This is a genomic window from Noviherbaspirillum agri, from assembly GCF_054780595.1.
This window is the reverse complement of the sequence record NZ_BAAGWA010000005.1, coordinates 187,693-208,970: the sequence shown is the minus strand read 5'-3', so window position 1 is coordinate 208,970 and position 21,278 is coordinate 187,693. Positions and strand designations below refer to the sequence as shown.

The 21,278-nt window shown below is 55.2% G+C and carries 35 protein-coding genes; all 35 read right to left on the bottom strand.

The features are described from left to right. A complete protein-coding gene (locus ACYVIA_RS11590; protein ID WP_460840900.1) occupies positions 1 to 786 on the bottom strand; it encodes an ABC transporter permease in 786 nt (261 codons plus the stop codon). A 1-nt stretch (position 787) separates the two neighbouring features. Further along, positions 788 to 1,720: an ATP-binding cassette domain-containing protein gene (locus ACYVIA_RS11585; protein WP_460840899.1), complete on the bottom strand. Its 933-nt coding sequence runs from the start codon at positions 1,718 to 1,720 to the stop codon at positions 788 to 790. Positions 1,721 to 1,836: 116 nt separating this feature from the next. Next, positions 1,837 to 2,232, bottom strand: a complete 396-nt coding sequence (gene rplQ, locus ACYVIA_RS11580; RefSeq protein ID WP_460840897.1) for a 50S ribosomal protein L17 — start codon at positions 2,230 to 2,232, stop codon at positions 1,837 to 1,839. A gap of 138 nt (positions 2,233 to 2,370) precedes the next feature. Then, entirely contained in the window at positions 2,371 to 3,348 is a 978-nt protein-coding gene (locus tag ACYVIA_RS11575) for a DNA-directed RNA polymerase subunit alpha (protein WP_460840895.1), read from the bottom strand. A 101-nt stretch (positions 3,349 to 3,449) separates the two neighbouring features. Next, positions 3,450 to 4,073, bottom strand: coding sequence for a 30S ribosomal protein S4 (gene rpsD, locus ACYVIA_RS11570; RefSeq protein WP_460840894.1), 624 nt, complete (start codon positions 4,071 to 4,073; stop codon positions 3,450 to 3,452). 160 nt (positions 4,074 to 4,233) lie between these two features. Further along, on the bottom strand, positions 4,234 to 4,638 hold the full coding sequence (rpsK, locus tag ACYVIA_RS11565) for a 30S ribosomal protein S11 (RefSeq protein ID WP_460840892.1): 405 nt from the start codon (positions 4,636 to 4,638) through the stop codon (positions 4,234 to 4,236). A gap of 42 nt (positions 4,639 to 4,680) precedes the next feature. Continuing rightward, positions 4,681 to 5,046 carry a 30S ribosomal protein S13 gene (gene rpsM / locus ACYVIA_RS11560; RefSeq protein ID WP_460840890.1) on the bottom strand — a complete coding sequence of 122 codons (366 nt, stop codon included), beginning with the start codon at positions 5,044 to 5,046 and terminating at the stop codon, positions 4,681 to 4,683. Between the two features lie 27 nt (positions 5,047 to 5,073). Further along, positions 5,074 to 5,187, bottom strand: coding sequence for a 50S ribosomal protein L36 (gene rpmJ / locus ACYVIA_RS11555; protein WP_460840889.1), 114 nt, complete (start codon positions 5,185 to 5,187; stop codon positions 5,074 to 5,076). A 38-nt stretch (positions 5,188 to 5,225) separates the two neighbouring features. Further along, a complete protein-coding gene (infA, locus tag ACYVIA_RS11550; protein ID WP_005663428.1) occupies positions 5,226 to 5,444 on the bottom strand; it encodes a translation initiation factor IF-1 in 219 nt (72 codons plus the stop codon). A 26-nt stretch (positions 5,445 to 5,470) separates the two neighbouring features. Then, positions 5,471 to 6,802: a preprotein translocase subunit SecY gene (secY, locus tag ACYVIA_RS11545; protein WP_460840887.1), complete on the bottom strand. Its 1,332-nt coding sequence runs from the start codon at positions 6,800 to 6,802 to the stop codon at positions 5,471 to 5,473. Positions 6,803 to 6,827: 25 nt separating this feature from the next. Continuing rightward, positions 6,828 to 7,259, bottom strand: coding sequence for a 50S ribosomal protein L15 (gene rplO, locus ACYVIA_RS11540; RefSeq protein WP_460840885.1), 432 nt, complete (start codon positions 7,257 to 7,259; stop codon positions 6,828 to 6,830). A gap of 27 nt (positions 7,260 to 7,286) precedes the next feature. Further along, positions 7,287 to 7,466, bottom strand: a complete 180-nt coding sequence (rpmD, locus tag ACYVIA_RS11535) for a 50S ribosomal protein L30 (protein ID WP_040039196.1) — start codon at positions 7,464 to 7,466, stop codon at positions 7,287 to 7,289. A gap of 10 nt (positions 7,467 to 7,476) precedes the next feature. Continuing rightward, positions 7,477 to 7,998: a 30S ribosomal protein S5 gene (gene rpsE / locus ACYVIA_RS11530; protein ID WP_460840882.1), complete on the bottom strand. Its 522-nt coding sequence runs from the start codon at positions 7,996 to 7,998 to the stop codon at positions 7,477 to 7,479. 12 nt (positions 7,999 to 8,010) lie between these two features. Beyond that, positions 8,011 to 8,373: a 50S ribosomal protein L18 gene (rplR, locus tag ACYVIA_RS11525; protein WP_460840880.1), complete on the bottom strand. Its 363-nt coding sequence runs from the start codon at positions 8,371 to 8,373 to the stop codon at positions 8,011 to 8,013. Between the two features lie 12 nt (positions 8,374 to 8,385). Next, positions 8,386 to 8,919, bottom strand: coding sequence for a 50S ribosomal protein L6 (gene rplF, locus ACYVIA_RS11520; protein WP_460840878.1), 534 nt, complete (start codon positions 8,917 to 8,919; stop codon positions 8,386 to 8,388). A gap of 10 nt (positions 8,920 to 8,929) precedes the next feature. Beyond that, on the bottom strand, positions 8,930 to 9,325 hold the full coding sequence (gene rpsH / locus ACYVIA_RS11515) for a 30S ribosomal protein S8 (RefSeq protein WP_460840875.1): 396 nt from the start codon (positions 9,323 to 9,325) through the stop codon (positions 8,930 to 8,932). Positions 9,326 to 9,339: 14 nt separating this feature from the next. Continuing rightward, positions 9,340 to 9,645: a 30S ribosomal protein S14 gene (gene rpsN, locus ACYVIA_RS11510; RefSeq protein ID WP_460840873.1), complete on the bottom strand. Its 306-nt coding sequence runs from the start codon at positions 9,643 to 9,645 to the stop codon at positions 9,340 to 9,342. Positions 9,646 to 9,652: 7 nt separating this feature from the next. Then, the gene (gene rplE / locus ACYVIA_RS11505) at positions 9,653 to 10,192 is read right to left on the bottom strand and encodes a 50S ribosomal protein L5 (protein ID WP_460840872.1); all 540 of its coding nucleotides are present in this window, start codon (positions 10,190 to 10,192) and stop codon (positions 9,653 to 9,655) included. 6 nt (positions 10,193 to 10,198) lie between these two features. Continuing rightward, positions 10,199 to 10,513 carry a 50S ribosomal protein L24 gene (gene rplX / locus ACYVIA_RS11500; protein ID WP_460840870.1) on the bottom strand — a complete coding sequence of 105 codons (315 nt, stop codon included), beginning with the start codon at positions 10,511 to 10,513 and terminating at the stop codon, positions 10,199 to 10,201. A gap of 9 nt (positions 10,514 to 10,522) precedes the next feature. Continuing rightward, a complete protein-coding gene (rplN, locus tag ACYVIA_RS11495; RefSeq protein WP_460840868.1) occupies positions 10,523 to 10,891 on the bottom strand; it encodes a 50S ribosomal protein L14 in 369 nt (122 codons plus the stop codon). A gap of 243 nt (positions 10,892 to 11,134) precedes the next feature. Next, positions 11,135 to 11,407, bottom strand: coding sequence for a 30S ribosomal protein S17 (rpsQ, locus tag ACYVIA_RS11490; protein ID WP_460840866.1), 273 nt, complete (start codon positions 11,405 to 11,407; stop codon positions 11,135 to 11,137). Next, positions 11,407 to 11,598 carry a 50S ribosomal protein L29 gene (rpmC, locus tag ACYVIA_RS11485; protein WP_460840863.1) on the bottom strand — a complete coding sequence of 64 codons (192 nt, stop codon included), beginning with the start codon at positions 11,596 to 11,598 and terminating at the stop codon, positions 11,407 to 11,409. Before rpmC ends, rpsQ begins: the two co-directional genes overlap by 1 nt. 12 nt (positions 11,599 to 11,610) lie before the next feature. Then, positions 11,611 to 12,030: a 50S ribosomal protein L16 gene (rplP, locus tag ACYVIA_RS11480; RefSeq protein ID WP_460840861.1), complete on the bottom strand. Its 420-nt coding sequence runs from the start codon at positions 12,028 to 12,030 to the stop codon at positions 11,611 to 11,613. A gap of 2 nt (positions 12,031 to 12,032) precedes the next feature. Beyond that, positions 12,033 to 12,869, bottom strand: coding sequence for a 30S ribosomal protein S3 (rpsC, locus tag ACYVIA_RS11475; protein ID WP_460840859.1), 837 nt, complete (start codon positions 12,867 to 12,869; stop codon positions 12,033 to 12,035). Between the two features lie 9 nt (positions 12,870 to 12,878). Beyond that, on the bottom strand, positions 12,879 to 13,208 hold the full coding sequence (gene rplV, locus ACYVIA_RS11470) for a 50S ribosomal protein L22 (RefSeq protein ID WP_460840858.1): 330 nt from the start codon (positions 13,206 to 13,208) through the stop codon (positions 12,879 to 12,881). Between the two features lie 8 nt (positions 13,209 to 13,216). Further along, positions 13,217 to 13,492, bottom strand: a complete 276-nt coding sequence (rpsS, locus tag ACYVIA_RS11465; RefSeq protein WP_088710709.1) for a 30S ribosomal protein S19 — start codon at positions 13,490 to 13,492, stop codon at positions 13,217 to 13,219. Between the two features lie 10 nt (positions 13,493 to 13,502). Next, positions 13,503 to 14,330, bottom strand: coding sequence for a 50S ribosomal protein L2 (rplB, locus tag ACYVIA_RS11460; RefSeq protein ID WP_460840854.1), 828 nt, complete (start codon positions 14,328 to 14,330; stop codon positions 13,503 to 13,505). After that, positions 14,330 to 14,647 (bottom strand): 50S ribosomal protein L23, encoded by a 318-nt coding sequence (gene rplW / locus ACYVIA_RS11455; protein ID WP_324104599.1) that lies wholly within the window; start codon positions 14,645 to 14,647, stop codon positions 14,330 to 14,332. The genes rplB and rplW overlap by 1 nt, the downstream gene beginning before the upstream one ends. Then, positions 14,644 to 15,264, bottom strand: a complete 621-nt coding sequence (gene rplD, locus ACYVIA_RS11450) for a 50S ribosomal protein L4 (protein WP_460840852.1) — start codon at positions 15,262 to 15,264, stop codon at positions 14,644 to 14,646. The genes rplW and rplD overlap by 4 nt, the downstream gene beginning before the upstream one ends. A 3-nt stretch (positions 15,265 to 15,267) precedes the next feature. After that, positions 15,268 to 15,924 (bottom strand): 50S ribosomal protein L3, encoded by a 657-nt coding sequence (gene rplC, locus ACYVIA_RS11445; RefSeq protein WP_460840850.1) that lies wholly within the window; start codon positions 15,922 to 15,924, stop codon positions 15,268 to 15,270. A gap of 168 nt (positions 15,925 to 16,092) precedes the next feature. Then, positions 16,093 to 16,404: a 30S ribosomal protein S10 gene (gene rpsJ, locus ACYVIA_RS11440; protein ID WP_089400500.1), complete on the bottom strand. Its 312-nt coding sequence runs from the start codon at positions 16,402 to 16,404 to the stop codon at positions 16,093 to 16,095. Between the two features lie 83 nt (positions 16,405 to 16,487). Continuing rightward, a complete protein-coding gene (tuf, locus tag ACYVIA_RS11435) occupies positions 16,488 to 17,678 on the bottom strand; it encodes an elongation factor Tu (protein ID WP_460840828.1) in 1,191 nt (396 codons plus the stop codon). 96 nt (positions 17,679 to 17,774) lie between these two features. After that, the gene (gene fusA / locus ACYVIA_RS11430) at positions 17,775 to 19,877 is read right to left on the bottom strand and encodes an elongation factor G (RefSeq protein ID WP_460840848.1); all 2,103 of its coding nucleotides are present in this window, start codon (positions 19,875 to 19,877) and stop codon (positions 17,775 to 17,777) included. Positions 19,878 to 20,001: 124 nt separating this feature from the next. Then, on the bottom strand, positions 20,002 to 20,472 hold the full coding sequence (rpsG, locus tag ACYVIA_RS11425) for a 30S ribosomal protein S7 (RefSeq protein WP_460840846.1): 471 nt from the start codon (positions 20,470 to 20,472) through the stop codon (positions 20,002 to 20,004). 161 nt (positions 20,473 to 20,633) lie between these two features. Further along, complete coding sequence (gene rpsL, locus ACYVIA_RS11420) at positions 20,634 to 21,017, bottom strand: 30S ribosomal protein S12 (protein ID WP_460840843.1); 384 nt, start codon at positions 21,015 to 21,017, stop codon at positions 20,634 to 20,636. Between the last annotated feature and the right edge of the window lie 261 nt (positions 21,018 to 21,278).

Genomic DNA, 21,278 nt, shown 5'->3' with positions numbered 1-21,278 from the left:
TTATTCTAAGAGCCGACGACGCGTTAGCACCGTCGCAATGTAGAAACCGGCAATGCAATAGCCCGCCAAAACGGCAATATTCTTGAAGAACTCTGGTGGCCACGAGCCCAGCAACAGCGGTCGGACCAAGTTGACCGCGGCACTTAACGGCAGAGTTTGCGCAACTGACTGCAGCCAAGCTGGCAACTGCGTCGTCGGATAATACACGCCCGACAGGAAAATCATCGGCGTCAATACCAGCGTGAAGTAATAGGTAAAAAAGTCGTACCCGCGTGCCAAGGCGTTAATAATCAGGCCGAGAGACGCAAAGGTCATACCGATCAGAAACAGAATCGCTGGCACCATAACGGTATGCGGCTGCAAACCGATCCCGAGCGTGAAAATGACCAGCAAGATCGCCAGTCCCGAGAACAGTGACTTCGTTGCCGCCCACAGCATCTCGGCAAAGACGACGTCGTCCAGATCGAGCGGTGCATTCAGCAACGCATCCCAGGTCTTCTGGACGTGCATCCGCGAGAAGGCGGAGTAAAGGGCTTCGAACGATGCTGCCATCATGATCGACATGCAGATGGAGCCCGAGGCGAGGAATTCGATGTACGGCATCCCCTCTACACTCGGCAACAGGCTCCCAAGTCCATAACCAAACGCGATCAGCGTAATGAGCGGTTCTGCGATGTTTCCTAGAATGCTGGCTCCAGCCAGCTTTTTCCAGACGAGGAAATTGCGCCGCCAGATGGGAAAGAAGCGCAACGAGAAAACCGGGAGCGCGTAAGTTGCAGCACGCATATCAGTCCCTCATTTCCCGGCCGGTCAACTTGAGAAACAGATCCTCGAGATTCGCCGGACGATGCAGGTAGCGGACTCCATGGCGGCCCTGAAGGGTTCCGAGCAGAGGGCCCGCATCATTCGTGTAACAGAACACCGTCTCCCCACTGATTTCCATCCGGACTGACCGCGACCTTCCCTCCTCGTGCCCCCAACCGAGCGCTTCGTCACCATAGACTTCGACCACCTCGGCTTCAATATGTTGCCTGATGAGATCGCGTGGCGTCCCCTCAGCAATCATTTTGCCGTGATCGATTACGGCCAGCCGATCACACAAGCGCTCTGCCTCGTCCATGAAGTGCGTGGTCAGGACAATCGTCTTCCCTTGGCCAAGCAGCGTCTTGAGCCGATCCCAGATCAAATGGCGGGCTTGTGGATCGAGACCGGTCGTCGGCTCGTCCATGAAAATCAGATCCGGATCGTTGACCAGCGCACGTGCGAGGGTCAGCCTTCGCTTCATGCCACCGGAAAGCTCGCCGATTCGAGCGTCTTTCTTCGCAGACAAACTGGCAAACTCCAGTAAAGCCGGAATCCTTGCCTCGATCTCATGATCTCGCATACCAAAGTAGCGACCGAAAACCAACAGGTTCTCAACTACTGTGAAGTCGGGGTCCAGATTATCTGCTTGTGGAACAACGCCGACGCGCAGGCGCGCCGCTCGAGCATTCGCGGGGACCGACTGTCCGACGAGCGTAATCTGCCCGTCATCGGGTGCGGTCAGACCCAGACAGAGTCTCAGCGTCGTCGTCTTGCCCGCCCCGTTGGGGCCAAGGAGCCCATAACACTCCCCGCGTCGCAGGCTGAACGACAATCCATCCACCACAACCGTACGCCTCGCCCCCTTGCCGTAGGACTTACGGAGGCCGACGACTGACAAAATGTCGTATTCATTCATGCGGCAAGTTATCTCCCAAATGTGCGATCACGCTCGAAAAAGCAAGAAGCGCATCGAAAACAAAAAAGCCAGGCATCGCCTGGCTTTTTTTGATGTGCTCGATGACAACGACCAAATTACTCGGCGGTCGCCACTTCAGCTTCGTCGCTGATTTCCGGACGGTCAACCAGTTCAACGAAAGCCATCGGCGCATTGTCGCCTTGGCGGAAACCCATTTTCAGGATTCGCAGATAGCCACCATTTCGGTTTGCGTAACGTGGGCCCAGCTCGGCGAACAGCTTGACAACAATTTCGCGATCGCGCAGGCGGCTGAATGCCAGACGCTTGTTTGCCAAGCTATCGGTCTTGCCGAGCGTAAGGATCGGCTCAACGACACGGCGCAATTCTTTTGCCTTCGGCAGCGTGGTCTTGATTGCTTCGTGACGCAGCAGCGAAACAGTCATGTTGCGCAGCATTGCGAGGCGGTGCGACGAAGTACGGTTCAGTTTGCGAAGGCCATGACGGTGGCGCATAGTAATTTCCTTTCAATTATCAGTTTTAGGTCCAGCTCTTCTATCGTTCACGCATCAGCGCGACGCGGGCCGGTAACACTCGTTGTTACGTTACTGCCTCAACAATCAGGAGCGGCATTATAACCGCTCCTGATTGATTTATTTCTCCAGACCAGCAGGCGGCCAGTTTTCGAGTTTCATGCCAAGAGTCAGCCCACGGGATGCGAGAACTTCCTTGATCTCATTGAGCGACTTGCGGCCCAGGTTCGGCGTCTTGAGCAGTTCGTTCTCGCTACGCTGGATCAGATCGCCGATGTAGTAAATATTCTCGGCCTTCAGGCAGTTTGCGGAGCGAACAGTCAATTCCAGATCGTCGACCGGACGCAGCAGGATCGGGTCCACCGAAGGCGCGCGGGAAGGCGCCTCGGCGGCAGCTTCAGTGCCTTCGAGTGCAGCAAACACGTTCAACTGGTCGACCAGAACACGTGCGGATTGGCGAATCGCTTCCTCTGGCGAAATCACACCATTAGTTTCGATGTTCATCACCAGCTTGTCCAAGTCAGTACGCTGCTCCACGCGTGCAGACTCAACAGCATAAGAAACACGACGAACAGGGGAGAACGACGCATCGAGAATGATACGGCCGATCGTCTTGTTCGCGTCCTCGGACAGGCGGCGCACGTTGCCCGGAACGTATCCGCGGCCTTTCTCAACCTTGATCTGCATGTCCAGCTTGCCGCCGGCGGTCAGATGTGCGATCACATGGTCCGGATTGACCAGCTCGACGTCGTGCGGCAAGTCAATATCGGATGCCAGAACCGCACCTTCGCCTTCCTTCTTTAGCGTCAGTGTGACTTCATCACGGTTGTGGAGCTTGAACACGACGCCCTTCAGGTTCAGCAGCATGTCAACCACGTCTTCCTGAACGCCGTCAAGGGATGAATACTCGTGAACCACGCCGGCAATCGTCACTTCAGTCGGTGCATAACCAACCATCGACGACAGCAGCACACGACGCAGGGCATTACCGAGGGTGTGACCATAGCCGCGTTCAAACGGCTCCATCACCACTTTAGCGTGACCGGCACCGAGTGCCTCAACTTCGATAATGCGGGGCTTCAACAGACTGTTTTGCATGAAATGTCCTTTTCAATACCCTCGGCTCGTTACACCGATAAGGCTGATGGCATTACAAAGAAATCCGCCTCATCGAGGATGAGGCGGACGGGGAATCCGGATTAGCGGGAATACAATTCGACGATCAGCGATTCGTTGACGTCGTTAGCGATTTCGGAACGGTCCGGCATCGACTTGAAGGTACCTTCCATCTTCTTCGCATCTACAGACACCCAAGACGGCATACCGCTTTGCTCTGCGAGCGACAGCGCTTCAATGATACGCGCCTGCTTCTTGGCCTTTTCGCGGACTGCTACGACATCGCCTGCCTTGACCTGATACGACGCGATGTTCACAACCGAGCCATTCACCGTGAACGCCTTGTGACTCACAAGCTGACGTGCCTCGGCGCGGGTTGAGCCGAAGCCCATCCGATATGCGACGTTATCGAGACGCGATTCGAGCAGCTTCAACAGGTTTTCACCAGTGTTGCCCTTGCGGCGGTCCGCTTCAGCAAAATAGCGGCGGAACTGACGCTCGAGGATGCCGTAGATACGCTTCACCTTCTGCTTCTCACGCAGCTGGTTACCATAGTCGGAGGTACGTGCGCCGGAAGTGCGACCATGTTGACCCGGCTTTGAATCAAGCTTGCACTTGGAATCCAGGGAGCGGCGGGCGCTCTTCAGGAAAAGGTCTGTGCCTTCACGGCGGGAGAGTTTTGCTTTCGGTCCAATATAACGTGCCACGTTAATTTCCTTTTATTGAATGACGCCCCGACAAGACCGCTGAATATATTCGATCTTCCAGGCGCTAGTCCGACTCAGCTTCAATCGGACGGTGGGCTTAAGAACAAAACCCGCCAAGTGTTTATGGCGGGTCGCTTACTGTTAAAACTACAATCAGGACTTAAATACGTCGGCGCTTCGGCGGACGGCAGCCGTTATGCGGAACCGGTGTCACGTCTTGAATCTGGGTGATCTTGATACCAAGATTGTTCAGTGCGCGGACAGCCGATTCGCGGCCCGGGCCCGGCCCCTTGATGCGAACCTCGAGGTTCTTCACGCCGTACTCAATCGCGACTTTACCTGCCGCTTCAGCAGCAACCTGCGCTGCAAACGGAGTCGACTTGCGCGAACCCTTGAAGCCCGCGCCACCAGAGGTCGCCCACGACAGTGCGTTTCCTTGGCGGTCAGTGATCGTAATAATGGTGTTGTTGAACGACGCGTGGATATGCGCTACGCCTTCAGCAACGTTCTTTTTAACTTTCTTACGCGCACGTGCAGCTGCGGCGTTATTCGGGGCTTTTGCCATATTAATTTCCTTGAATCCGACTACGAGTCAAACTGTGCTCGATTATTTCTTCAGCGACTGAGCGGCCTTACGCGGTCCTTTACGGGTGCGCGCGTTAGTACGCGTACGCTGACCGCGGCAAGGCAAGCCCTTACGGTGACGCAACCCGCGATAGCAGCCGAGGTCCATCAATCGCTTGATGCTCATCGACACTTCGCGGCGCAGGTCGCCCTCGACGACGAACTTGCCGATTGCATCGCGCAGCTTTTCCAGTTCGTTATCGTCGAGATCCTTGACCTTTTTCGTGGTCGGAACACCGGTCTGTTCGCATATTTCCTGTGCGCGCGGACGGCCAATACCATAAATGGCGGTCAGGCCGATAACGGTGTGTTGGTGATTGGGGATGTTCACCCCTGCGATACGTGCCATTCGTTATTCCTCGATCAATAACGTTAATTAACCTTGGCGCTGCTTATGACGCGGTTCGCTGCAGATAACGCGAACAACGCCTTTGCGCTTGATGATCTTACAGTTGCGGCAGATCCGCTTAACTGATGCGAGCACTTTCATTTTTGCCCTCTTTCTTTCAGCTCTTGGTTACTTGTAACTTACTTTGTACGGAACACGATGCGTGCCCGGCTCAAATCATATGGCGTCAGTTCCACCGTTACCTTGTCGCCAGGAAGGATACGAATATAGTTCATCCGCATCTTTCCCGAGATGTGTCCCAGGACCACATGCCCGTTTTCCAACTTGACTCGAAATGTCGCATTCGGGAGATTCTCAAGAATCTCGCCCTGCATTTGAATTACGTCGTCTTTTGCCATTCGTTTCGCTCGTTCTTCTGGGCGCTTTATCGCATCGGGATGCCGCCCTTGAAATTCGCCTTACGAAGCAGCGACTCATACTGCTGCGACATCACGTAATTCTGTACTTGCGCCATGAAGTCCATCGTCACCACGACAATAATCAACAAGGAGGTACCACCAAAGTAGAACGGCACTTTCCAGCGTGCGATCAAAAACTCTGGCAGCAAACACACCAGCGTGATGTACACCGCACCGACCAACGTCAAACGCATCAGAATTTTGTCGATGTAGCGCGCCGTCTGGTCACCTGGTCGAATACCGGGAACAAACGCACCGCTCTTCTTCAGATTCTCCGCCGTCTCTTTGCTGTTAAACACCAGCGCAGTATAGAAGAAGCAGAAGAATACGATCGCCACGGCGTACAACAGCGCATGAATCGGCTCACCAGGCGCCAGCGATGCAGCAAGATCCTTCAAAAACCGAATGAATCCGTTAGTTGCATCACCAGACGTGAACCAGCTCGTGATCGTCGCTGGAAACAGAATAATCGACGAAGCAAAGATTGGCGGAATCACACCGGCCATATTCAGCTTCAACGGCAGATGGCTACTCTGTCCACCGTAGATTTTGTTTCCCACTTGGCGCTTTGCATAATTCACCAAGATCTTGCGCTGCCCGCGCTCGATAAAGACGACCAAGAACGTTACGGCAGCGACGATAACGCAAATCAGAATTGCCGACAGCGCGTTCATCGAACCGGTGCGGACAAGTTCAAACAATCCACCAACCGCGCTTGGAAGTCCTGCTGCGATACCAGCGAAGATAATGATTGAGATACCATTACCCAGGCCGCGCTCCGTGATCTGTTCACCGAGCCACATCAGGAACATGGTTCCGGTGACAAGCGTTACAACGGTCGTAAAGCGGAATGCGACACCAGGATCAATCACCAATCCAGCTTGGCTTTCGAGAGCGACTGCAATACCAAGGGCTTGGAATGTCGCCAGAACAAGCGTGCCGTAACGGGTGTACTGCGTAATCTTCCGCCGTCCGGCTTCACCTTCCTTCTTCAACGCTTCCAGCTGAGGCGAAACTATCGACATCAACTGCATGATGATCGATGCCGAAATATACGGCATGATCCCCAGCGCGAAAATCGTAAAGCGTGAAAGCGCACCGCCGGAGAACATGTTAAACATGCCTAGGATCCCGCCCTGGTTTTGCTTGAACAGCTCCGCCAGTTGACTTGGATCTATCCCGGGAACCGGAATATGCGCGCCGATACGATAAACGACTAAAGCCGCAAGCAGAAACCAGAGGCGTCCCCAAGGGAAACCGCTTGCAGCGCTTTTAGCGAGTTGGGAAGTTGTCGCCAATTATCGCTCCGACAAAATCGGTTGCTTACGCAACCGAGCCACCCGCTGCTTCAATAGCGGCTTTTGCGCCCTTTGTGGCGATCAAACCTTTGACGGTGACCTTCTTGCTGATTTCTCCGGCCTTGATGACACGAACGACGCGTGCCAACTCGGATACCAAGCCTGCTTGCTTCAATGCCAGCATGTCGATCTCAGCCACGGGAAGCTTCTCGAGGTCACCAAGACGAACCTCTGCCTTGTAAGGAGTAGCAAGCGACTTGAATCCGCGCTTTGGCAGACGGCGCTGCAGCGGCATTTGACCGCCTTCGAAACCGACCTTATGGAAGCCGCCCGAACGGGACTTTTGGCCCTTATGGCCACGTCCTGCCGTTTTGCCAAGGCCAGAGCCGATGCCACGACCGACTCGGCGCTTCGCGTGCTTGGCACCTTCTGCCGGTTGGATGTTATTCAATTCCATGATTTGCTCCGTACGCAAGCTTTACGCTTACGACACCACTTTAACGAGATACGAAACCTTGTTGATCATGCCGCGCACTGCCGGAGTATCTTGCAACTCCGACACAGAATTCACGCGACGCAGGCCGAGGCCGCGAACCGTTGCGCGGTGGTCCTGGCGTGTGCCGATCAGCCCCTTGACCAGTTTCACTTTAATTGTGTTTGCCATTCGGATCACCTTAGCCGAGAATTTCTTCAACAGACTTACCGCGCTTCGCTGCGACTTCCGACGGCGTGCTCATGCTGGCGAGGCCGTTCAACGTGGCACGTACCATGTTGTACGGATTCGTCGAGCCGTAGGACTTTGCGACAACGTTGGTAACACCCATTACTTCGAAGATCGCGCGCATCGGACCGCCTGCGATAACGCCAGTACCGTCCTTCGCCGGCGAAATCATGACGGTCGAAGCACCATGTTTCCCGGTGACAGTGTGCTGCAAGGTGCCGTTCTTGAGGGACACTTTAACCATCTTGCGGCGCGCCTCTTCCATCGCCTTTTGAACAGCAACAGGCACTTCCTTCGACTTGCCTTTACCCATACCGATGCGTCCGTCGCCGTCACCGACGACTGTCAGCGCTGCGAAACCCATGATGCGGCCACCCTTGACCACTTTGGTCACTCGGTTCACCGCGATCATTTTCTCGCGCATACCGTCGTCGCGCTCTTCGCCTTGCTGCGTCTTTGCTTGCATTTTTGCCATGACGATTCTTCCTTAGAACTTCAGACCGGCTTCGCGAGCCGCTTCCGCCACTGCCTTGACTCGGCCGTGGTAACGGAAACCGGAGCGGTCAAAGGCCACTTCCGAGATTCCCGCCTTCAAGGCCTTCTCCGCTACGCGCTTACCGATCAAAGCAGCAGCAGCAGCGTTGCCGCCCTTGCCAGGTTTTCCTGCCAACTCTTGGCGCACTTCTGCTTCGAGCGTAGATGCAGATGCCAACACACGCGCGTCCGGACCAATGATGTTCGCGTAAATGTGCAGGTTAGTGCGATGCACGGCCAAGCGATTTACTTTCAACTCTGCGATCTTCGCGCGGGTTTGGCGCGCACGGCGCAGACGTGATTCTTTCTTGTCCATCGTCAACCCCTATTACTTCTTCTTGGTTTCTTTGAGCGTCACCACTTCGTCCACATAGCGGACGCCCTTGCCCTTATACGGCTCAGGACTGCGGTACGCGCGAACTTCGGCGGCGGTCTGACCGACCTTCTGCTTGTCCACACCCTTGATCAGAATTTCAGTCTGAGAAGGAGTTTCACACTTAACGCCTGCAGGCATCTGGTGGACAACCGGATGGGAGAAGCCGAGAGAGAGGTTCAGCTTGTCGCCTTGCGCCTGGGCACGGAAGCCCACGCCAACCAGCGAAAGCTTCTTCTCGAAGCCCTTAGTCACGCCCGTAACCATGTTGTTGACCAGGGCACGCAACGTACCGGACATTGCATTGGCTTCGCGGCTGTCGTTTGCCGGCGAAAACTTCAGCGTGCCGTTTTCGTTCTCGATCCTTACCAATCCATTGAGACTCTGACTCAGTGTGCCCAGCGGGCCTTTAACAGTGATTTGCTCTGCAGAAATGGTCGCTTCCGCGCCCGTCGGCAGTGCAATCGGCATTTTACCTACACGAGACATCTTGCACTCCTTAGGCCACGTAGCAAATAACTTCGCCACCGACACCGGTTGCGCGCGCTTTGCGGTCTGTCATCACACCCTTCGGCGTCGACACAATCGCTACACCGAGGCCGTTCATCACTTGCGGAATCTCATCCTTGCCTTTGTAAATCCGGAGACCAGGACGGGACACGCGCTCAAGACGCTCAATGACAGGGCGGCCTGCGTAATATTTCAGACCAATCTTCAACTCCGCTTTACCTTCAGCTTGGGAAACGGCGAAGTCTTCGATATAGCCTTCGTCTTTCAGAACATTCGCAATTGCCACCTTGACTTTAGAAGACGGCATTGCAACCGTCGACTTCTGCACGCCTTGTGCATTGCGAATACGTGTCAGCATATCGGCGATAGGATCGCTCATACTCATCGCTTATTCTCCTATTACCAGCTAGCTTTGGTCATACCCGGAATCTCGCCGCGCATGGCGATTTCACGGAGCTTGATACGGGCCAAACCGAATTTACGGAATGTGCCGCGCGGACGACCGGTCATAGCGCAGCGGTTGCGTTGACGCGTCGGATTAGCATTGCGCGGCAAAGCCTGCAACTTCAGGCGCGCCTCATAGCGCTCTTCTTCCGATTTCGATTGATCGTCGATGATTGCCTTCAACTCGGCGCGCTTGCCTGCATACTTCTTTACCAGTTCGGCGCGCTTTTGTTCACGGTTAATCAGTGCCAGTTTTGCCATGGCAGCCTCAGTTTCTGAACGGGAATTTAAATGCGGCGAGAAGCGCCTTCGCTTCATCGTCGGTCTTCGCTGTCGTGGTAATGCTGATGTTCATGCCACGTAGCGCATCGATTTTGTCGTACTCGATCTCGGGGAAAATAATCTGCTCTTTCACGCCGATGTTGTAGTTACCACGACCATCAAATGAGCGACCGGACACACCACGAAAATCACGAACACGCGGCAAGGCCACGGTGATCAAACGATCCAGGAATTCATACATCCGAGCACCGCGGAGGGTCACCATACACCCGATCGGGTAACCTTCGCGAATCTTAAAACCAGCGATCGCCTTGCGAGCCTTGGTAACGACCGGCTTCTGACCTGCGATCTTCGTCAGATCGCCGACAGCGTGCTCGATCACCTTCTTATCGGCCACCGCTTCCGAGAGACCCATATTCAGCGTGATCTTCGTCAGGCGAGGCACTTCCATCACTGATTTGTACCCGAACTTGCTGGTCAAGTCAGCGACGACTTTATCTTTGTAAAAATGTTGGAGACGGGCCATGATGTCTTACACCTTAACGACTTCACCGTTCGACTTATAAACTCGGACTTTTTTGCCATCCACAGTCTTAAAGGCGACGCTATCTGCCTTGCCCGTCGTCGCATTAAATAATGCAACGTTGGACACATGAATCGGCATCAGCTTATCGACGATGCCACCAGTAGTACCAGTCATCGGGTTGGGGCGAACAGCCTTTTTGGCGACACCAACACCCTCGACCACAACGTAGTTGGCATCCACGCGCTGCTTCACAACACCACGCTTGCCTTTATCTTTACCAGTCAGGACGATCACTTCGTCGTTTTTGCGAACCTTATCCATGACGACTCCTTACAGAACTTCAGGCGCCAACGAGACGATCTTCATGAACCGCTCCGAGCGCAGCTCGCGCGTCACCGGCCCAAAAATACGGGTGCCGATCGGCTCGAGCTTGTTATTCAGCAACACCGCCGCATTGCCATCGAATTTGACCAGCGAGCCATCCTGACGACGCACGCCTTTTGCGGTGCGCACGACAACGGCGTTATAGATCTCGCCCTTCTTAACGCGTCCACGCGGAGCCGCGGCCTTGACAGTGACCTTGATCACGTCACCAATACTGGCATAACGACGCTTGGAACCACCAAGCACCTTAATGCACATAACTTCACGCGCACCTGTGTTGTCGGCTACCTCGAGCCGGCTTTCAGTTTGAATCATAGTATTCTCTTTCCCAACTTAATCCGCTTATCCGCCCACGCGGGCTTGCGGTCAGTCTTGGTCCCGCCAGCACAACCTTACGTAGTCGTGCCGATTAGGTGGACGGTTACAAAAACTACTGCAGCGTAGTACAACTGCTGATTTGTCGAACTGCAGGGTGCCGCAACTCGCTCCCGCCGAAACACTTTAGCAAGAGCCAAGCCCGGAATTATGACAGCAAAATACCGGGCTTGCAACAACTATTTAGACGATTTGCGCAACCTGGACCACGCGAGTCACAGACCATGCTTTCGTCTTGGAGATCGGGCGGCCTTCCTGAATTTCGACGGTATCACCTTCCTTCGCCTGGTTGTTTTCATCATGCGCGTGATATTTGTTCGAGCGCACGACAATCTTGCCATAGAGAGGGTGCTTTACGCGACGCTCTACGAGAACGGTCACGGTCTTGTCCATCTTGTCCGAGACGACCTTACCAATCAGCGTGCGCTTGAGCGACTGTTTTACTTGATCGTTCATTACTTGGCGTCCTTCTGATTCATGACCGTTTTGACGCGTGCGATGTCGCGACGCACCTTCTTGAGTTGAGCGGTATTGTTCAGTTGCTGCGTTGCGATCTGCATGCGCAGGCTGAACTGCGCCTTAAGCAGTTCGTTCAGCTCCTTCTGCAGAGCCGCCTGATCCTTGCCACGGAGTTCAGATGCTTTCATGTTTCACTCCTCTTATTGGCCGACTTGACGAAGAACGAACGTGGTTGCGAGCGGCAACTTGGCGGCGGCCAAGCGGAATGCTTCGCGCGCCAGAGACTCGTCGACGCCGTCCATTTCATAGAGCACCTTACCGGGCTGAATTTCCGCCACGTAGTACTCGGGATTGCCCTTACCGTTACCCATACGGACTTCAGCAGGCTTCTGCGAAATCGGCTTGTCCGGGAAAATGCGGATCCAGATACGGCCACCGCGTTTGATATGGCGGGTCATCGCACGACGCGCAGCTTCGATCTGACGTGCGGTGATGCGGCCGCGGCCAACTGCCTTTAGCCCAAACTCACCAAACGAGACAGCGGTACCGCGCTCATGCGATATGCCCTTGTTGCGGCCCTTTTGCTCTTTACGATATTTTCTGCGTGCGGGTTGCAGCATGATTATTCTCCTGCTTTCTCAGCTGGTGCGGCGCCATCGGCCTTCTTCGGGGCACGAACGCGCTTGGCAGCTGGAGTGGTCGCTGAGGCGCCTTCAGCACCCTCAGCCTTTTTGGCGCGCGGACGTCCACCAGGTTTTCCGTCATCACGACGCGGACCTCGCCGCTTCCTGTCCTCATCAACCGGGGCTTCTATGGTCGGAGCCTCACCACTAGCAAGACGATCGCCTTTGTAGACCCAAACCTTGATACCGATGATGCCGTAGGTTGTTTCCGCCTCACCAAATCCATAGTCAATATCGGCACGCAGGGTATGAAGTGGAACACGACCTTCGCGGTACCATTCCTTACGAGCGATTTCGATGCCGTTGAGACGGCCAGATGACATGATCTTGATGCCTTGTGCGCCGAGACGCATCGCGTTCTGCATCGCGCGCTTCATGGCGCGACGGAACATGATGCGCTTTTCGAGTTGCTGAGCGATCGAATCGGCGATCAATTGCGCGTCAACTTCCGGCTTGCGGATCTCTTCGATATTGACATGAACCGGAACGCCCATCAGCTTGGTGAGATCGGCCTTCAAGACTTCGATGTCCTCGCCCTTCTTGCCAATAACAACGCCAGGACGCGAGCTGAAAATCGTAATGCGAGCGTTCTTTGCCGGACGCTCGATCACGACGCGACCCACGGATGCGTTCTTCAGCTTCTTTTTAAGGTATGCACGAACGTCGAGATCTTCATTGAGCATCGTGGCAAAATTACTATTGCCCGCATACCAACGAGAACCCCAGTTACGAGTAACCGAAAGACGGAAGCCGGTCGGATGAATTTTCTGTCCCATCGTGACTCCTTAGTTACCGACAGTCACGTAGATGTGACAGGTTTGCTTCGTGAAACGATCACCACGCCCTTTGGCGCGCGCGATGAAGCGCTTCATGACCGTACCTTTTTCGACATAGATCGTCTTCACCTTCAGCTCGTCGATGTCGGCACCATCATTGTGTTCTGCGTTCGCAATTGCGGATTCCAGAACCTGCTTGATGATGACCGCCCCCTTCTTCGGGCTAAAGGCCAAGATGTTCAACGCTTGATCAACTTTTTTACCGCGGATCAGATCGGCGACCAGGCGGCCTTTTTGGGCCGACAGGCGCGCGCCACGGAGGGTAGCTTTAGTTTCCATATCGGACCTTATTTCTTAGCCTTCTTGTCAGCGGCGTGCCCCTTGAACGTCCGGGTCAGCGCAAATTCACCGAGCTTGTGACCAACCATGTTCTCAGACACATAGACCGGCACGTGCTGCTTGCCGTTATGCACAGCAATCGTCAGACCAATGAAGTCCGGCATGATCGTCGAACGGCGCGACCAAGTCTTGATCGGCTTCTTATCTTTCGACGCCTGAGCGGCCTCGACCTTCTTGATCAGGTGGGCGTCACAGAACGGCCCTTTTTTCAATGAACGTGTCATGTGTTACCCCTTATTTCTTGCCGCGGCGCGAGACGATCATAGAAGTCGTGCGCTTGTTGCTACGCGTCTTCTTGCCCTTGGTCTGCTGGCCCCACGGTGAAACCGGATGACGACCTGCGGACGTACGCCCCTCACCACCACCGTGCGGGTGATCGATCGGGTTCATTACCACACCGCGAACCGTCGGGCGGATACCGCGCCAGCGTGTCGCACCAGCCTTGCCGATCTTGCGTAGGTTGTGCTCACCGTTGCCCACTTCGCCAACAGTGGCGCGGCACTCGATGTGAACGCGACGCACCTCGCCGGAGCGAAGACGGACCTGCGCATAGGTTCCTTCGCGCGCCATCAGGACCACACCTGCGCCGGCGGTACGCGCCATCTGCGCACCCTTACCAGGCAACATTTCCACGCAGTGCATCGTCGTGCCGACCGGAATATTCCGGATCGGGAGGCAATTGCCAGCCTTGATCGGGGCCTCTGCGCCGTTCATCAACTGGTCACCGACGGTCACGCCTTTCGGAGCAATAATGTAGCGACGCTCACCATCCGCATAGCACAGCAAGGCGATATGCGCGCTACGGTTCGGGTCGTATTCGAGACGTTCGACTTTCGCGGGGATGCCATCCTTGTTACGGCGGAAATCAACGACACGATAGTGTTGCTTGTGACCACCACCGATGTGGCGGGTCGTGATGTGACCGTTGTTGTTACGACCAGCGGTTTTGGATTTCTTTTCGATGAGGGCGGCAAACGGACGGCCTTTGTACAGATCGGGATTAACGACCTTCACCATTCCGCGGCGACCAGCCGACGTCGGTTTCATTTTCACGAGTGCCATTATTTAGCCTCCTCCGTGAAGTTGATTTCCTGGCCCGGTTTCAGGCAAACGTACGCTTGGCGAGTGTGATTGCGGCGGCCAGTAAAACGACCCGCACGCTTTTGCTTGCCTTGACGATTTACCACTTGAACCGACTCTACCTGGACCTTGAAGAGCAGCTCGACGGCCGCCTTGATCTCCGGCTTAGTCGCATCCGGCGCAACGCGGAAAACAACTTGCTCATTCTTTTCTGCAACAAAAGTGGCCTTCTCCGAAATAACTGGAGCCAACAACACCTTCATCAGACGTTCTTCGCTATGCTTGACGATCGCGTTCATGCCAGCATCTCCTCAATCTTGGCCAACGCCGGCTTGGTGATCAGCACTTTCTTATAGAACACCAAAGACACCGGATCAGCATGGCGCGGCTCGACGACCAGCACGTTCGGCAGATTGCGCGAAGCGAGCAGCAGGTTTTCATCGACGTTGTCGGTAATGACCAGCACGGAATCAAGTCCCATGCCCTTGAGCTTTTGCGCCAGCAACTTGGTCTTCGGCGCGTCGACCGACATATTCTCGACAACCGACAAACGACCTTCACGAGCCAACTGGGAGAGGATCGAGCAGACACCTGCGCGATACATCTTTTTATTGACTTTATGCGAGAAGTTTTCGTCCGGCGTATTCGGGAAGATGCGACCACCACCACGCCACAACGGCGACGACGACATACCGGCGCGAGCACGACCAGTGCCTTTTTGGCGCCATGGCTTTTTAGTCGTGTGACTAACTTCCTCACGATCTTTTTGCTTGCGATTGCCGCTACGTGCGTTCGCCTGATAGGCTACGACCACTTGATGAATCAGTGCCTCATTGTAGTCACGACCGAAAATGGTGTCCGGTGCAGCGACGTTCGAAGCAGCTTGACCCTGGTCATTCAGGAGCTTGAGTTCCATCGATTAGGCTCCCTTCTTTGCTTTGACTTTAACAGCGGGGCGAACGATCACCTGACCGTTCTTGGCGCCAGGAACTGCACCCTTAACCAGAATCAACTGACGATCAGCGTCGACGCGCGCGATTTCCAGGTTCTGCACCGTAGTCACGACATCACCCATATGACCGGTCATTCGCTTACCCGGGAAAACACGCCCCGGATCTTGCGCCATACCGATCGAACCCGGCACGTTATGCGAACGGGAGTTGCCGTGGGTAGCGCGACCGGAACCGAAGTTGTAGCGCTTGATCGTACCGGCATAACCCTTACCGATAGAGACGCCCTGCACGTCCACCTTCTGACCAGCTTCAAACATGGTGACAGCAATTGCATCACCCGCCTTCAGCTCGACTGCTTTTGCGGAATCAATGCGGAATTCTTTGAGAACGGTGCCAGCCTCAACACCCGCTTTCGCAAGGTGACCGGCTGCCGCTTTATTAACGCGGGAAGCACGGCGCTGACCGAAGGTGACTTGAACTGCGGCATAGCCGTCAGTTTCGTCGGTTTTGATTTGCGTCACACGGTTGTTCGACACGTCCAGCACGGTAACAGGAATCGTATCCCCGTCATCCGTGAAGATGCGCATCATACCAACCTTGCGACCAACAAGGCCTAGGCTCATTGTTTTCTCCATTCCCGCCTACGATTGGGCGGGGCTGATGTTTGTACTACCAAAACGTATTGGCACGACTTCATCGTGCCAATACCGAAGCCGATTATTATAACGTGCTTTTTTTCATTCCACAACTTACTTGTTCCCGCAATTGTGGTATGTGAGTCGCTATAACAATTACTGCAGTTTGATTTCGACGTCCACGCCAGCTGGGAGGTCCAACTTCATCAATGCGTCGACTGTCTTGTCAGTCGGGTCGACAATATCCATCAGGCGCTGGTGCGTGCGAATTTCGAACTGATCGCGCGATGTCTTGTTAACGTGCGGAGAGCGGAGCACGTCGAAACGCTGGATACGAGTCGGCAAAGGCACCGGTCCTTTGACGACGGCGCCGGTGCGCTTCGCGGTATCAACGATTTCGAGCGCCGACTGGTCAATCAGGCGATAGTCGAACGCCTTCAGGCGAATGCGGATTTTTTGGTTTTGCATGTCAGTTCCTTAAAAGAGCGAGCCGCGAGCGTTGGCTCGCGGCAGTGTTTAATCAAAGAGCGTGGATAAATCCGGCAACCGAATTATTCAATGATCTTCGCGACGACGCCGGCGCCAACGGTACGGCCGCCTTCGCGGATTGCGAAGCGCAGACCTTCTTCCATCGCGATCGGGTTGATCAGCTTGACCGTGATCGAGACGTTGTCACCCGGCATCACCATTTCCTTGTCGGCCGGCAGTTCGATTGCACCGGTCACGTCCGTGGTACGGAAGTAGAACTGCGGACGATAGTTGTTGAAGAACGGGGTGTGACGACCACCTTCGTCTTTCGACAGCACGTAGATCTCGCCGGTGAAATGCTTGTGCGGCTTGATCGAGCCCGGCTTGGCCAGCACTTGACCACGCTCGACGTCTTCACGCTTGGTGCCGCGCAGCAGCACGCCAACGTTGTCGCCTGCCTGGCCCTGGTCCAGCAGCTTGCGGAACATTTCGACGCCGGTGCAGGTGGTCTTCTGGGTGTCACGGATGCCGACGATTTCGATTTCTTCGCCGACCTTGATGATGCCGCGCTCGACGCGACCGGTCACCACGGTGCCGCGGCCGGAGATCGAGAATACGTCTTCCACCGGCATCAGGAAGGTGCCGTCGATGGCACGTTCCGGCGTCGGAATGTAGGTGTCCAGCGCTTCAGCCAGCTTCATGATCGCGCCTTCGCCGAGGTCGCCCTTGTCACCTTCGAGCGCCAGCTTGGCGGAGCCGCGAATGATCGGCAAGTCGTCGCCCGGGAACTCGTACTTCGACAGGAGTTCGCGCACTTCCATTTCGACCAGCTCGAGCAGCTCGGCGTCGTCGACCATGTCGCACTTGTTCAGGAACACGATGATGTACGGCACACCGACCTGGCGGGCCAGCAGGATGTGCTCGCGGGTTTGCGGCATCGGGCCGTCGGCTGCGGAGCACACCAGGATCGCGCCGTCCATCTGCGCTGCGCCGGTGATCATGTTCTTCACGTAGTCAGCGTGGCCGGGGCAGTCAACGTGCGCATAGTGGCGGTTGGCCGTCTCGTACTCGACGTGCGCGGTGTTGATCGTAATGCCGCGCGCCTTCTCTTCCGGTGCCGCGTCAATCTCGTCGTATTTCTTTGCTTCGCCGCCGAACTTGGCGGACAGCACGGTCGCAATCGCCGCGGTCAGCGTGGTCTTGCCATGATCAACGTGGCCAATCGTGCCTACATTCACGTGCGGTTTGGTCCGCTCAAACTTGCCTTTTGCCATTTTAGGTTTCCTTCAAAAGAACGAATATTAAGTGTTTTTGGGGTTCCAAACTTCCGACCATGCGTGTTAATTGCAGTAGTCGGAAGCCGGTGTTACTTACTTGCTTTTTGCACTAACAACTGCTTCGGTGACGTTCTTTGGCGCCTCGGCATAGTGCTTGAATTCCATCGTATAAGTTGCTCGCCCTTGGGTCAGCGAACGCAACGTCGTTGCGTAGCCGAACATCTCCGACAGAGGCACTTCCGCACGGATGATCTTCCCGCCGCCAGCGATGTCGTCCATACCCTGGATCATGCCGCGTCGTGAAGACAGGTCGCCCATCACGTCACCCATCTTCTCTTCCGGCGTTTCCACTTCGACGGCCATCATTGGCTCGAGCAGGACCGGGCTGGCCTTGCGGCAACCATCCTTGAACGCCATCGAAGCGGCCATGCGGAATGCGTTTTCATTCGAGTCCACGTCGTGGTACGAACCGAAGAACAGCGTCACTTTAACGTCTACCACCGGGAAGCCTGCCAGAACACCCGCGGGCAACGTGTCGATGACACCCTTCTCGACAGCCGGAATATATTCGCGCGGCACAACGCCGCCCTTGATCGCGTCGACGAACTCAAAGCCCTTACCCGGCTCCTGCGGCTCAATCTTCAGGACAACGTGGCCATACTGACCGCGACCGCCGGACTGCTTGACAAATTTGCCTTCGATCTCTTCACAAGTTTTGCGGATCGTTTCGCGATAGGCCACTTGCGGCTTACCGACGGTAGCCTCGACGTTGAACTCACGCTTCATACGGTCAACGATAATTTCCAAGTGCAGCTCGCCCATACCGGAAATAATGGTTTGGCCCGATTCTTCGTCTGTCCGCACCCGGAACGACGGATCTTCTTGCGACAGACGATTGAGCGCGATACCCATCTTTTCCTGGTCAGCCTTGGTCTTCGGCTCAACAGCCTGCGAAATCACCGGCTCCGGGAATACCATGCGCTCGAGCGTGATAACGGAATCCGGATCGCACAGGGTTTCGCCCGTCGTTGCCTCTTTCAGACCCACTGCCGCAGCGATGTCGCCTGCACGCACTTCCTTGATCTCTTCACGCTGATTTGCGTGCATCTGCAGCAGACGACCGATACGCTCCTTTTTGCCCTTCACCGGGTTGTACACGGTGTCGCCGGAGTTCACGACGCCAGAATAGACGCGGAAGAAGATCAGTTGGCCTACGAATGGATCAGTCATGATCTTGAATGCAAGCGCAGAGAACTTCTCGCTGTCATCCGCCTTGCGGATTGCAGGCTGTTCGTTCTCGTCGGTACCCTCAACCGGCGGAATGTCAGTCGGCGCCGGGAGATACTCAATAACGGCGTCAAGCATTGCCTGGACACCCTTGTTCTTGAATGCGGTTCCGCACATCATCGGCACGATCTCACCAGCGATGGTACGGAGACGAAGTGCCTTCTTGACGTCAGCTTCCGGCAGGTCGCCTTCCTCAAGATACTTATTCATCAGCTCTTCGTTGGCTTCGGCGGCTGCCTCAACCATCTTCTCGCGCCACTCAGCAGCGCTTGCCTTGAGGTTTTCCGGAATATCGCGGTACTCGAACTTCATGCCTTGGGAAGCGTCGTCCCAGTAGATCGCTTTCATCTTGACGAGGTCAACGACGCCTTCGAAGGTATCTTCTGCACCGATCGGTACCTGGATCGGAATCGGGTTTGCCTTCAGACGAGCGCGCATTTGCTCGTACACCTTGAAGAAGTTCGCGCCGGTACGGTCCATCTTGTTAACGAAGGCCAGACGCGGAACGCCGTATTTGTTAGCCTGGCGCCAAACGGTTTCGGATTGCGGCTGCACGCCACCCACTGCGCAGTACACCATGCACGCACCGTCCAGAACACGCATCGAGCGCTCCACCTCAATGGTGAAGTCCACGTGGCCAGGGGTGTCAATAATGTTGATGCGATGCTCGGGGAAGTTGCTTGCCATGCCCTTCCAGAAGCAAGTCGTCGCTGCGGAGGTGATGGTGATGCCGCGCTCTTGCTCCTGCTCCATCCAGTCCATGGTCGCTGCGCCGTCATGCACCTCGCCCAACTTGTGGTTAACGCCGGTGTAGAACAGGATACGTTCGGTAGTCGTTGTCTTACCGGCGTCGATATGAGCGGAAATACCGATATTGCGGTAGCGCTCGATGGGGGTCTTGCGAGCCATATTCAATCCTAAGTCTTTTAATGGTCGAAAACCGAGCGCAACTTTTTACAAGTGATGCGCCCGGTTTTGACCGATTTACATTGCTTAGCCTTCGACGGTGCGAAAGCAACTATTCAAACTACTATTAGAAACGGAAGTGGGAGAACGCCTTGTTGGCTTCTGCCATGCGGTGAACTTCATCACGCTTCTTCATCGCACCGCCACGGCCTTCAGCAGCCTCCATCAGTTCACCGCCAAGGCGCTGCGGCATTGATTTTTCGCTGCGCTTGTTCGCAGCTTCACGCAGCCAACGCATGGAGAGAGCCATGCGGCGAACCGGGCGAACTTCCACAGGCACCTGGTAGTTGGCACCACCGACGCGGCGGGACTTCACTTCGACCATCGGCTTGCAGTTGTTGATGGCAGCAGTGAAAACTTCCAACGGATCCTTGCCGGACTTTTGCTTGATATGGTCAAACGCGCCATAGATGATGTTCTCGGCGACCGATTTTTTACCGGACAGCATCAGGACGTTGACGAACTTCGCTACTTCAACATTGCCGAATTTCGGATCCGGCAGAATTTCCCGTTTGGGGACTTCACGACGACGTGGCATTTCTATTCCTTTCACTCTTCAGTTGAGCTGCAGCACTGAGTGTTTTTGCCGCTCGCTCGCGGACGGCCATCTTAACCATCCACTTACTCGACCCATTCGGGGCCGACTCACATTCCGCGCGGTGAAGCACCGGGCGCGTTAGCGCCTTGCGGAAAACTCAATTACTTCTTGGCTGCCTTTGCGCGCTTCGCGCCGTACTTGGAGCGAGCCTGCTTACGATCCTTGACGCCTTGGGTATCCAGGGCACCACGAACCATGTGATAACGCACACCCGGCAAGTCCTTCACACGGCCGCCGCGAATCAGAACGACGCTATGCTCTTGCAGGTTGTGCCCCTCACCGCCAATGTACGAAATGACTTCGAAACCGTTGGTAAGGCGAACTTTGGCGACCTTACGAAGCGCGGAGTTCGGCTTCTTCGGAGTCGTGGTGTACACGCGGGTACAAACACCACGCTTTTGCGGGCTGTTTTCCAGCGCCGGCGACTTGCTTTTCACAGCCGCGGAGGTCCGCGGGTTGCGAATAAGTTGGTTGATGGTTGGCATCGGTCTTTAATCCAACAAAAATACAGCGTTAATAAAAATACAGTTCCGAAATCGATTGCCCGGAACCGAGGGGAAAAAGCTTTCTACGCGAGGATGCGCTTCGATTAGAGGCGGAGGCGAGCGTTACAAGAGGCGGGAGTTACAGACCAAAGAACGCCTAGGCCATGCAAGCCTAAAATCGAGAACTCGCGAGTATATCCCCATAGATTGAAGGCGTCAACACACGAAGGGGTTTTTATGTTATGGCGTTGGCAAATGGCA

Excerpts from the sequence above, each read along its gene's own strand:
- fusA (WP_460840848.1), bottom strand. The coding sequence starts at position 19,877 with ATGGCTCGCAAGACCCCCATCGAGCGCTACCGCAATATCGGTATTTCC.
- rplF (WP_460840878.1), bottom strand. The coding sequence starts at position 8,919 with ATGTCTCGTGTAGGTAAAATGCCGATTGCACTGCCGACGGGCGCGGAA.
- ACYVIA_RS11575 (WP_460840895.1), bottom strand. The coding sequence starts at position 3,348 with ATGCAAAACAGTCTGTTGAAGCCCCGCATTATCGAAGTTGAGGCACTC.
- rplX (WP_460840870.1), bottom strand. The coding sequence starts at position 10,513 with ATGGATAAGGTTCGCAAAAACGACGAAGTGATCGTCCTGACTGGTAAA.
- ACYVIA_RS11585 (WP_460840899.1), bottom strand. The coding sequence starts at position 1,720 with ATGAATGAATACGACATTTTGTCAGTCGTCGGCCTCCGTAAGTCCTAC.
- rplE (WP_460840872.1), bottom strand. The coding sequence starts at position 10,192 with ATGGCCCGTCTCCAACATTTTTACAAAGATAAAGTCGTCGCTGACTTG.
- rpsS (WP_088710709.1), bottom strand. The coding sequence starts at position 13,492 with ATGACACGTTCATTGAAAAAAGGGCCGTTCTGTGACGCCCACCTGATC.
- ACYVIA_RS11590 (WP_460840900.1), bottom strand. The coding sequence starts at position 786 with ATGCGTGCTGCAACTTACGCGCTCCCGGTTTTCTCGTTGCGCTTCTTT.
- rplV (WP_460840858.1), bottom strand. The coding sequence starts at position 13,208 with ATGGAAACTAAAGCTACCCTCCGTGGCGCGCGCCTGTCGGCCCAAAAA.
- rplQ (WP_460840897.1), bottom strand. The coding sequence starts at position 2,232 with ATGCGCCACCGTCATGGCCTTCGCAAACTGAACCGTACTTCGTCGCAC.
- rplB (WP_460840854.1), bottom strand. The coding sequence starts at position 14,330 with ATGGCACTCGTGAAAATGAAACCGACGTCGGCTGGTCGCCGCGGAATG.
- rpsK (WP_460840892.1), bottom strand. The coding sequence starts at position 4,638 with ATGGCAAAAGCCCCGAATAACGCCGCAGCTGCACGTGCGCGTAAGAAA.
- rpsQ (WP_460840866.1), bottom strand. The coding sequence starts at position 11,407 with ATGAACGATCAAGTAAAACAGTCGCTCAAGCGCACGCTGATTGGTAAG.
- infA (WP_005663428.1), bottom strand. The coding sequence starts at position 5,444 with ATGGCAAAAGACGACGTAATTCAAATGCAGGGCGAGATTCTTGAGAAT.
- rplO (WP_460840885.1), bottom strand. The coding sequence starts at position 7,259 with ATGGAATTGAATAACATCCAACCGGCAGAAGGTGCCAAGCACGCGAAG.
- rpmD (WP_040039196.1), bottom strand. The coding sequence starts at position 7,466 with ATGGCAAACACAATTAAAGTGAAACTGGTCAAGGGGCTGATCGGCACA.
- rpsE (WP_460840882.1), bottom strand. The coding sequence starts at position 7,998 with ATGGCAAAAATGCAAGCAAAGACGCAGCAAGGCGAAGAGCGCGACGAC.
- rpmJ (WP_460840889.1), bottom strand. The coding sequence starts at position 5,187 with ATGAAAGTGCTCGCATCAGTTAAGCGGATCTGCCGCAACTGTAAGATC.
- rpsJ (WP_089400500.1), bottom strand. The coding sequence starts at position 16,404 with ATGCAAAACCAAAAAATCCGCATTCGCCTGAAGGCGTTCGACTATCGC.
- rpsL (WP_460840843.1), bottom strand. The coding sequence starts at position 21,017 with ATGCCAACCATCAACCAACTTATTCGCAACCCGCGGACCTCCGCGGCT.
- rpsC (WP_460840859.1), bottom strand. The coding sequence starts at position 12,869 with ATGGGACAGAAAATTCATCCGACCGGCTTCCGTCTTTCGGTTACTCGT.
- rplP (WP_460840861.1), bottom strand. The coding sequence starts at position 12,030 with ATGCTGCAACCCGCACGCAGAAAATATCGTAAAGAGCAAAAGGGCCGC.
- rplN (WP_460840868.1), bottom strand. The coding sequence starts at position 10,891 with ATGATTCAAACTGAAAGCCGGCTCGAGGTAGCCGACAACACAGGTGCG.
- rpsG (WP_460840846.1), bottom strand. The coding sequence starts at position 20,472 with ATGCCACGTCGTCGTGAAGTCCCCAAACGGGAAATTCTGCCGGATCCG.
- rpsH (WP_460840875.1), bottom strand. The coding sequence starts at position 9,325 with ATGAGTATGAGCGATCCTATCGCCGATATGCTGACACGTATTCGCAAT.
- rplC (WP_460840850.1), bottom strand. The coding sequence starts at position 15,924 with ATGAGCCTAGGCCTTGTTGGTCGCAAGGTTGGTATGATGCGCATCTTC.
- rpmC (WP_460840863.1), bottom strand. The coding sequence starts at position 11,598 with ATGAAAGCATCTGAACTCCGTGGCAAGGATCAGGCGGCTCTGCAGAAG.
- rpsM (WP_460840890.1), bottom strand. The coding sequence starts at position 5,046 with ATGGCACGTATCGCAGGGGTGAACATCCCCAATCACCAACACACCGTT.
- rplW (WP_324104599.1), bottom strand. The coding sequence starts at position 14,647 with ATGAACGCGATCGTCAAGCATAGCGAAGAACGTCTGATGAAGGTGTTG.
- rpsN (WP_460840873.1), bottom strand. The coding sequence starts at position 9,645 with ATGGCAAAACTGGCACTGATTAACCGTGAACAAAAGCGCGCCGAACTG.
- rplR (WP_460840880.1), bottom strand. The coding sequence starts at position 8,373 with ATGGACAAGAAAGAATCACGTCTGCGCCGTGCGCGCCAAACCCGCGCG.
- tuf (WP_460840828.1), bottom strand. The coding sequence starts at position 17,678 with ATGGCAAAAGGCAAGTTTGAGCGGACCAAACCGCACGTGAATGTAGGC.
- rplD (WP_460840852.1), bottom strand. The coding sequence starts at position 15,264 with ATGGAACTCAAGCTCCTGAATGACCAGGGTCAAGCTGCTTCGAACGTC.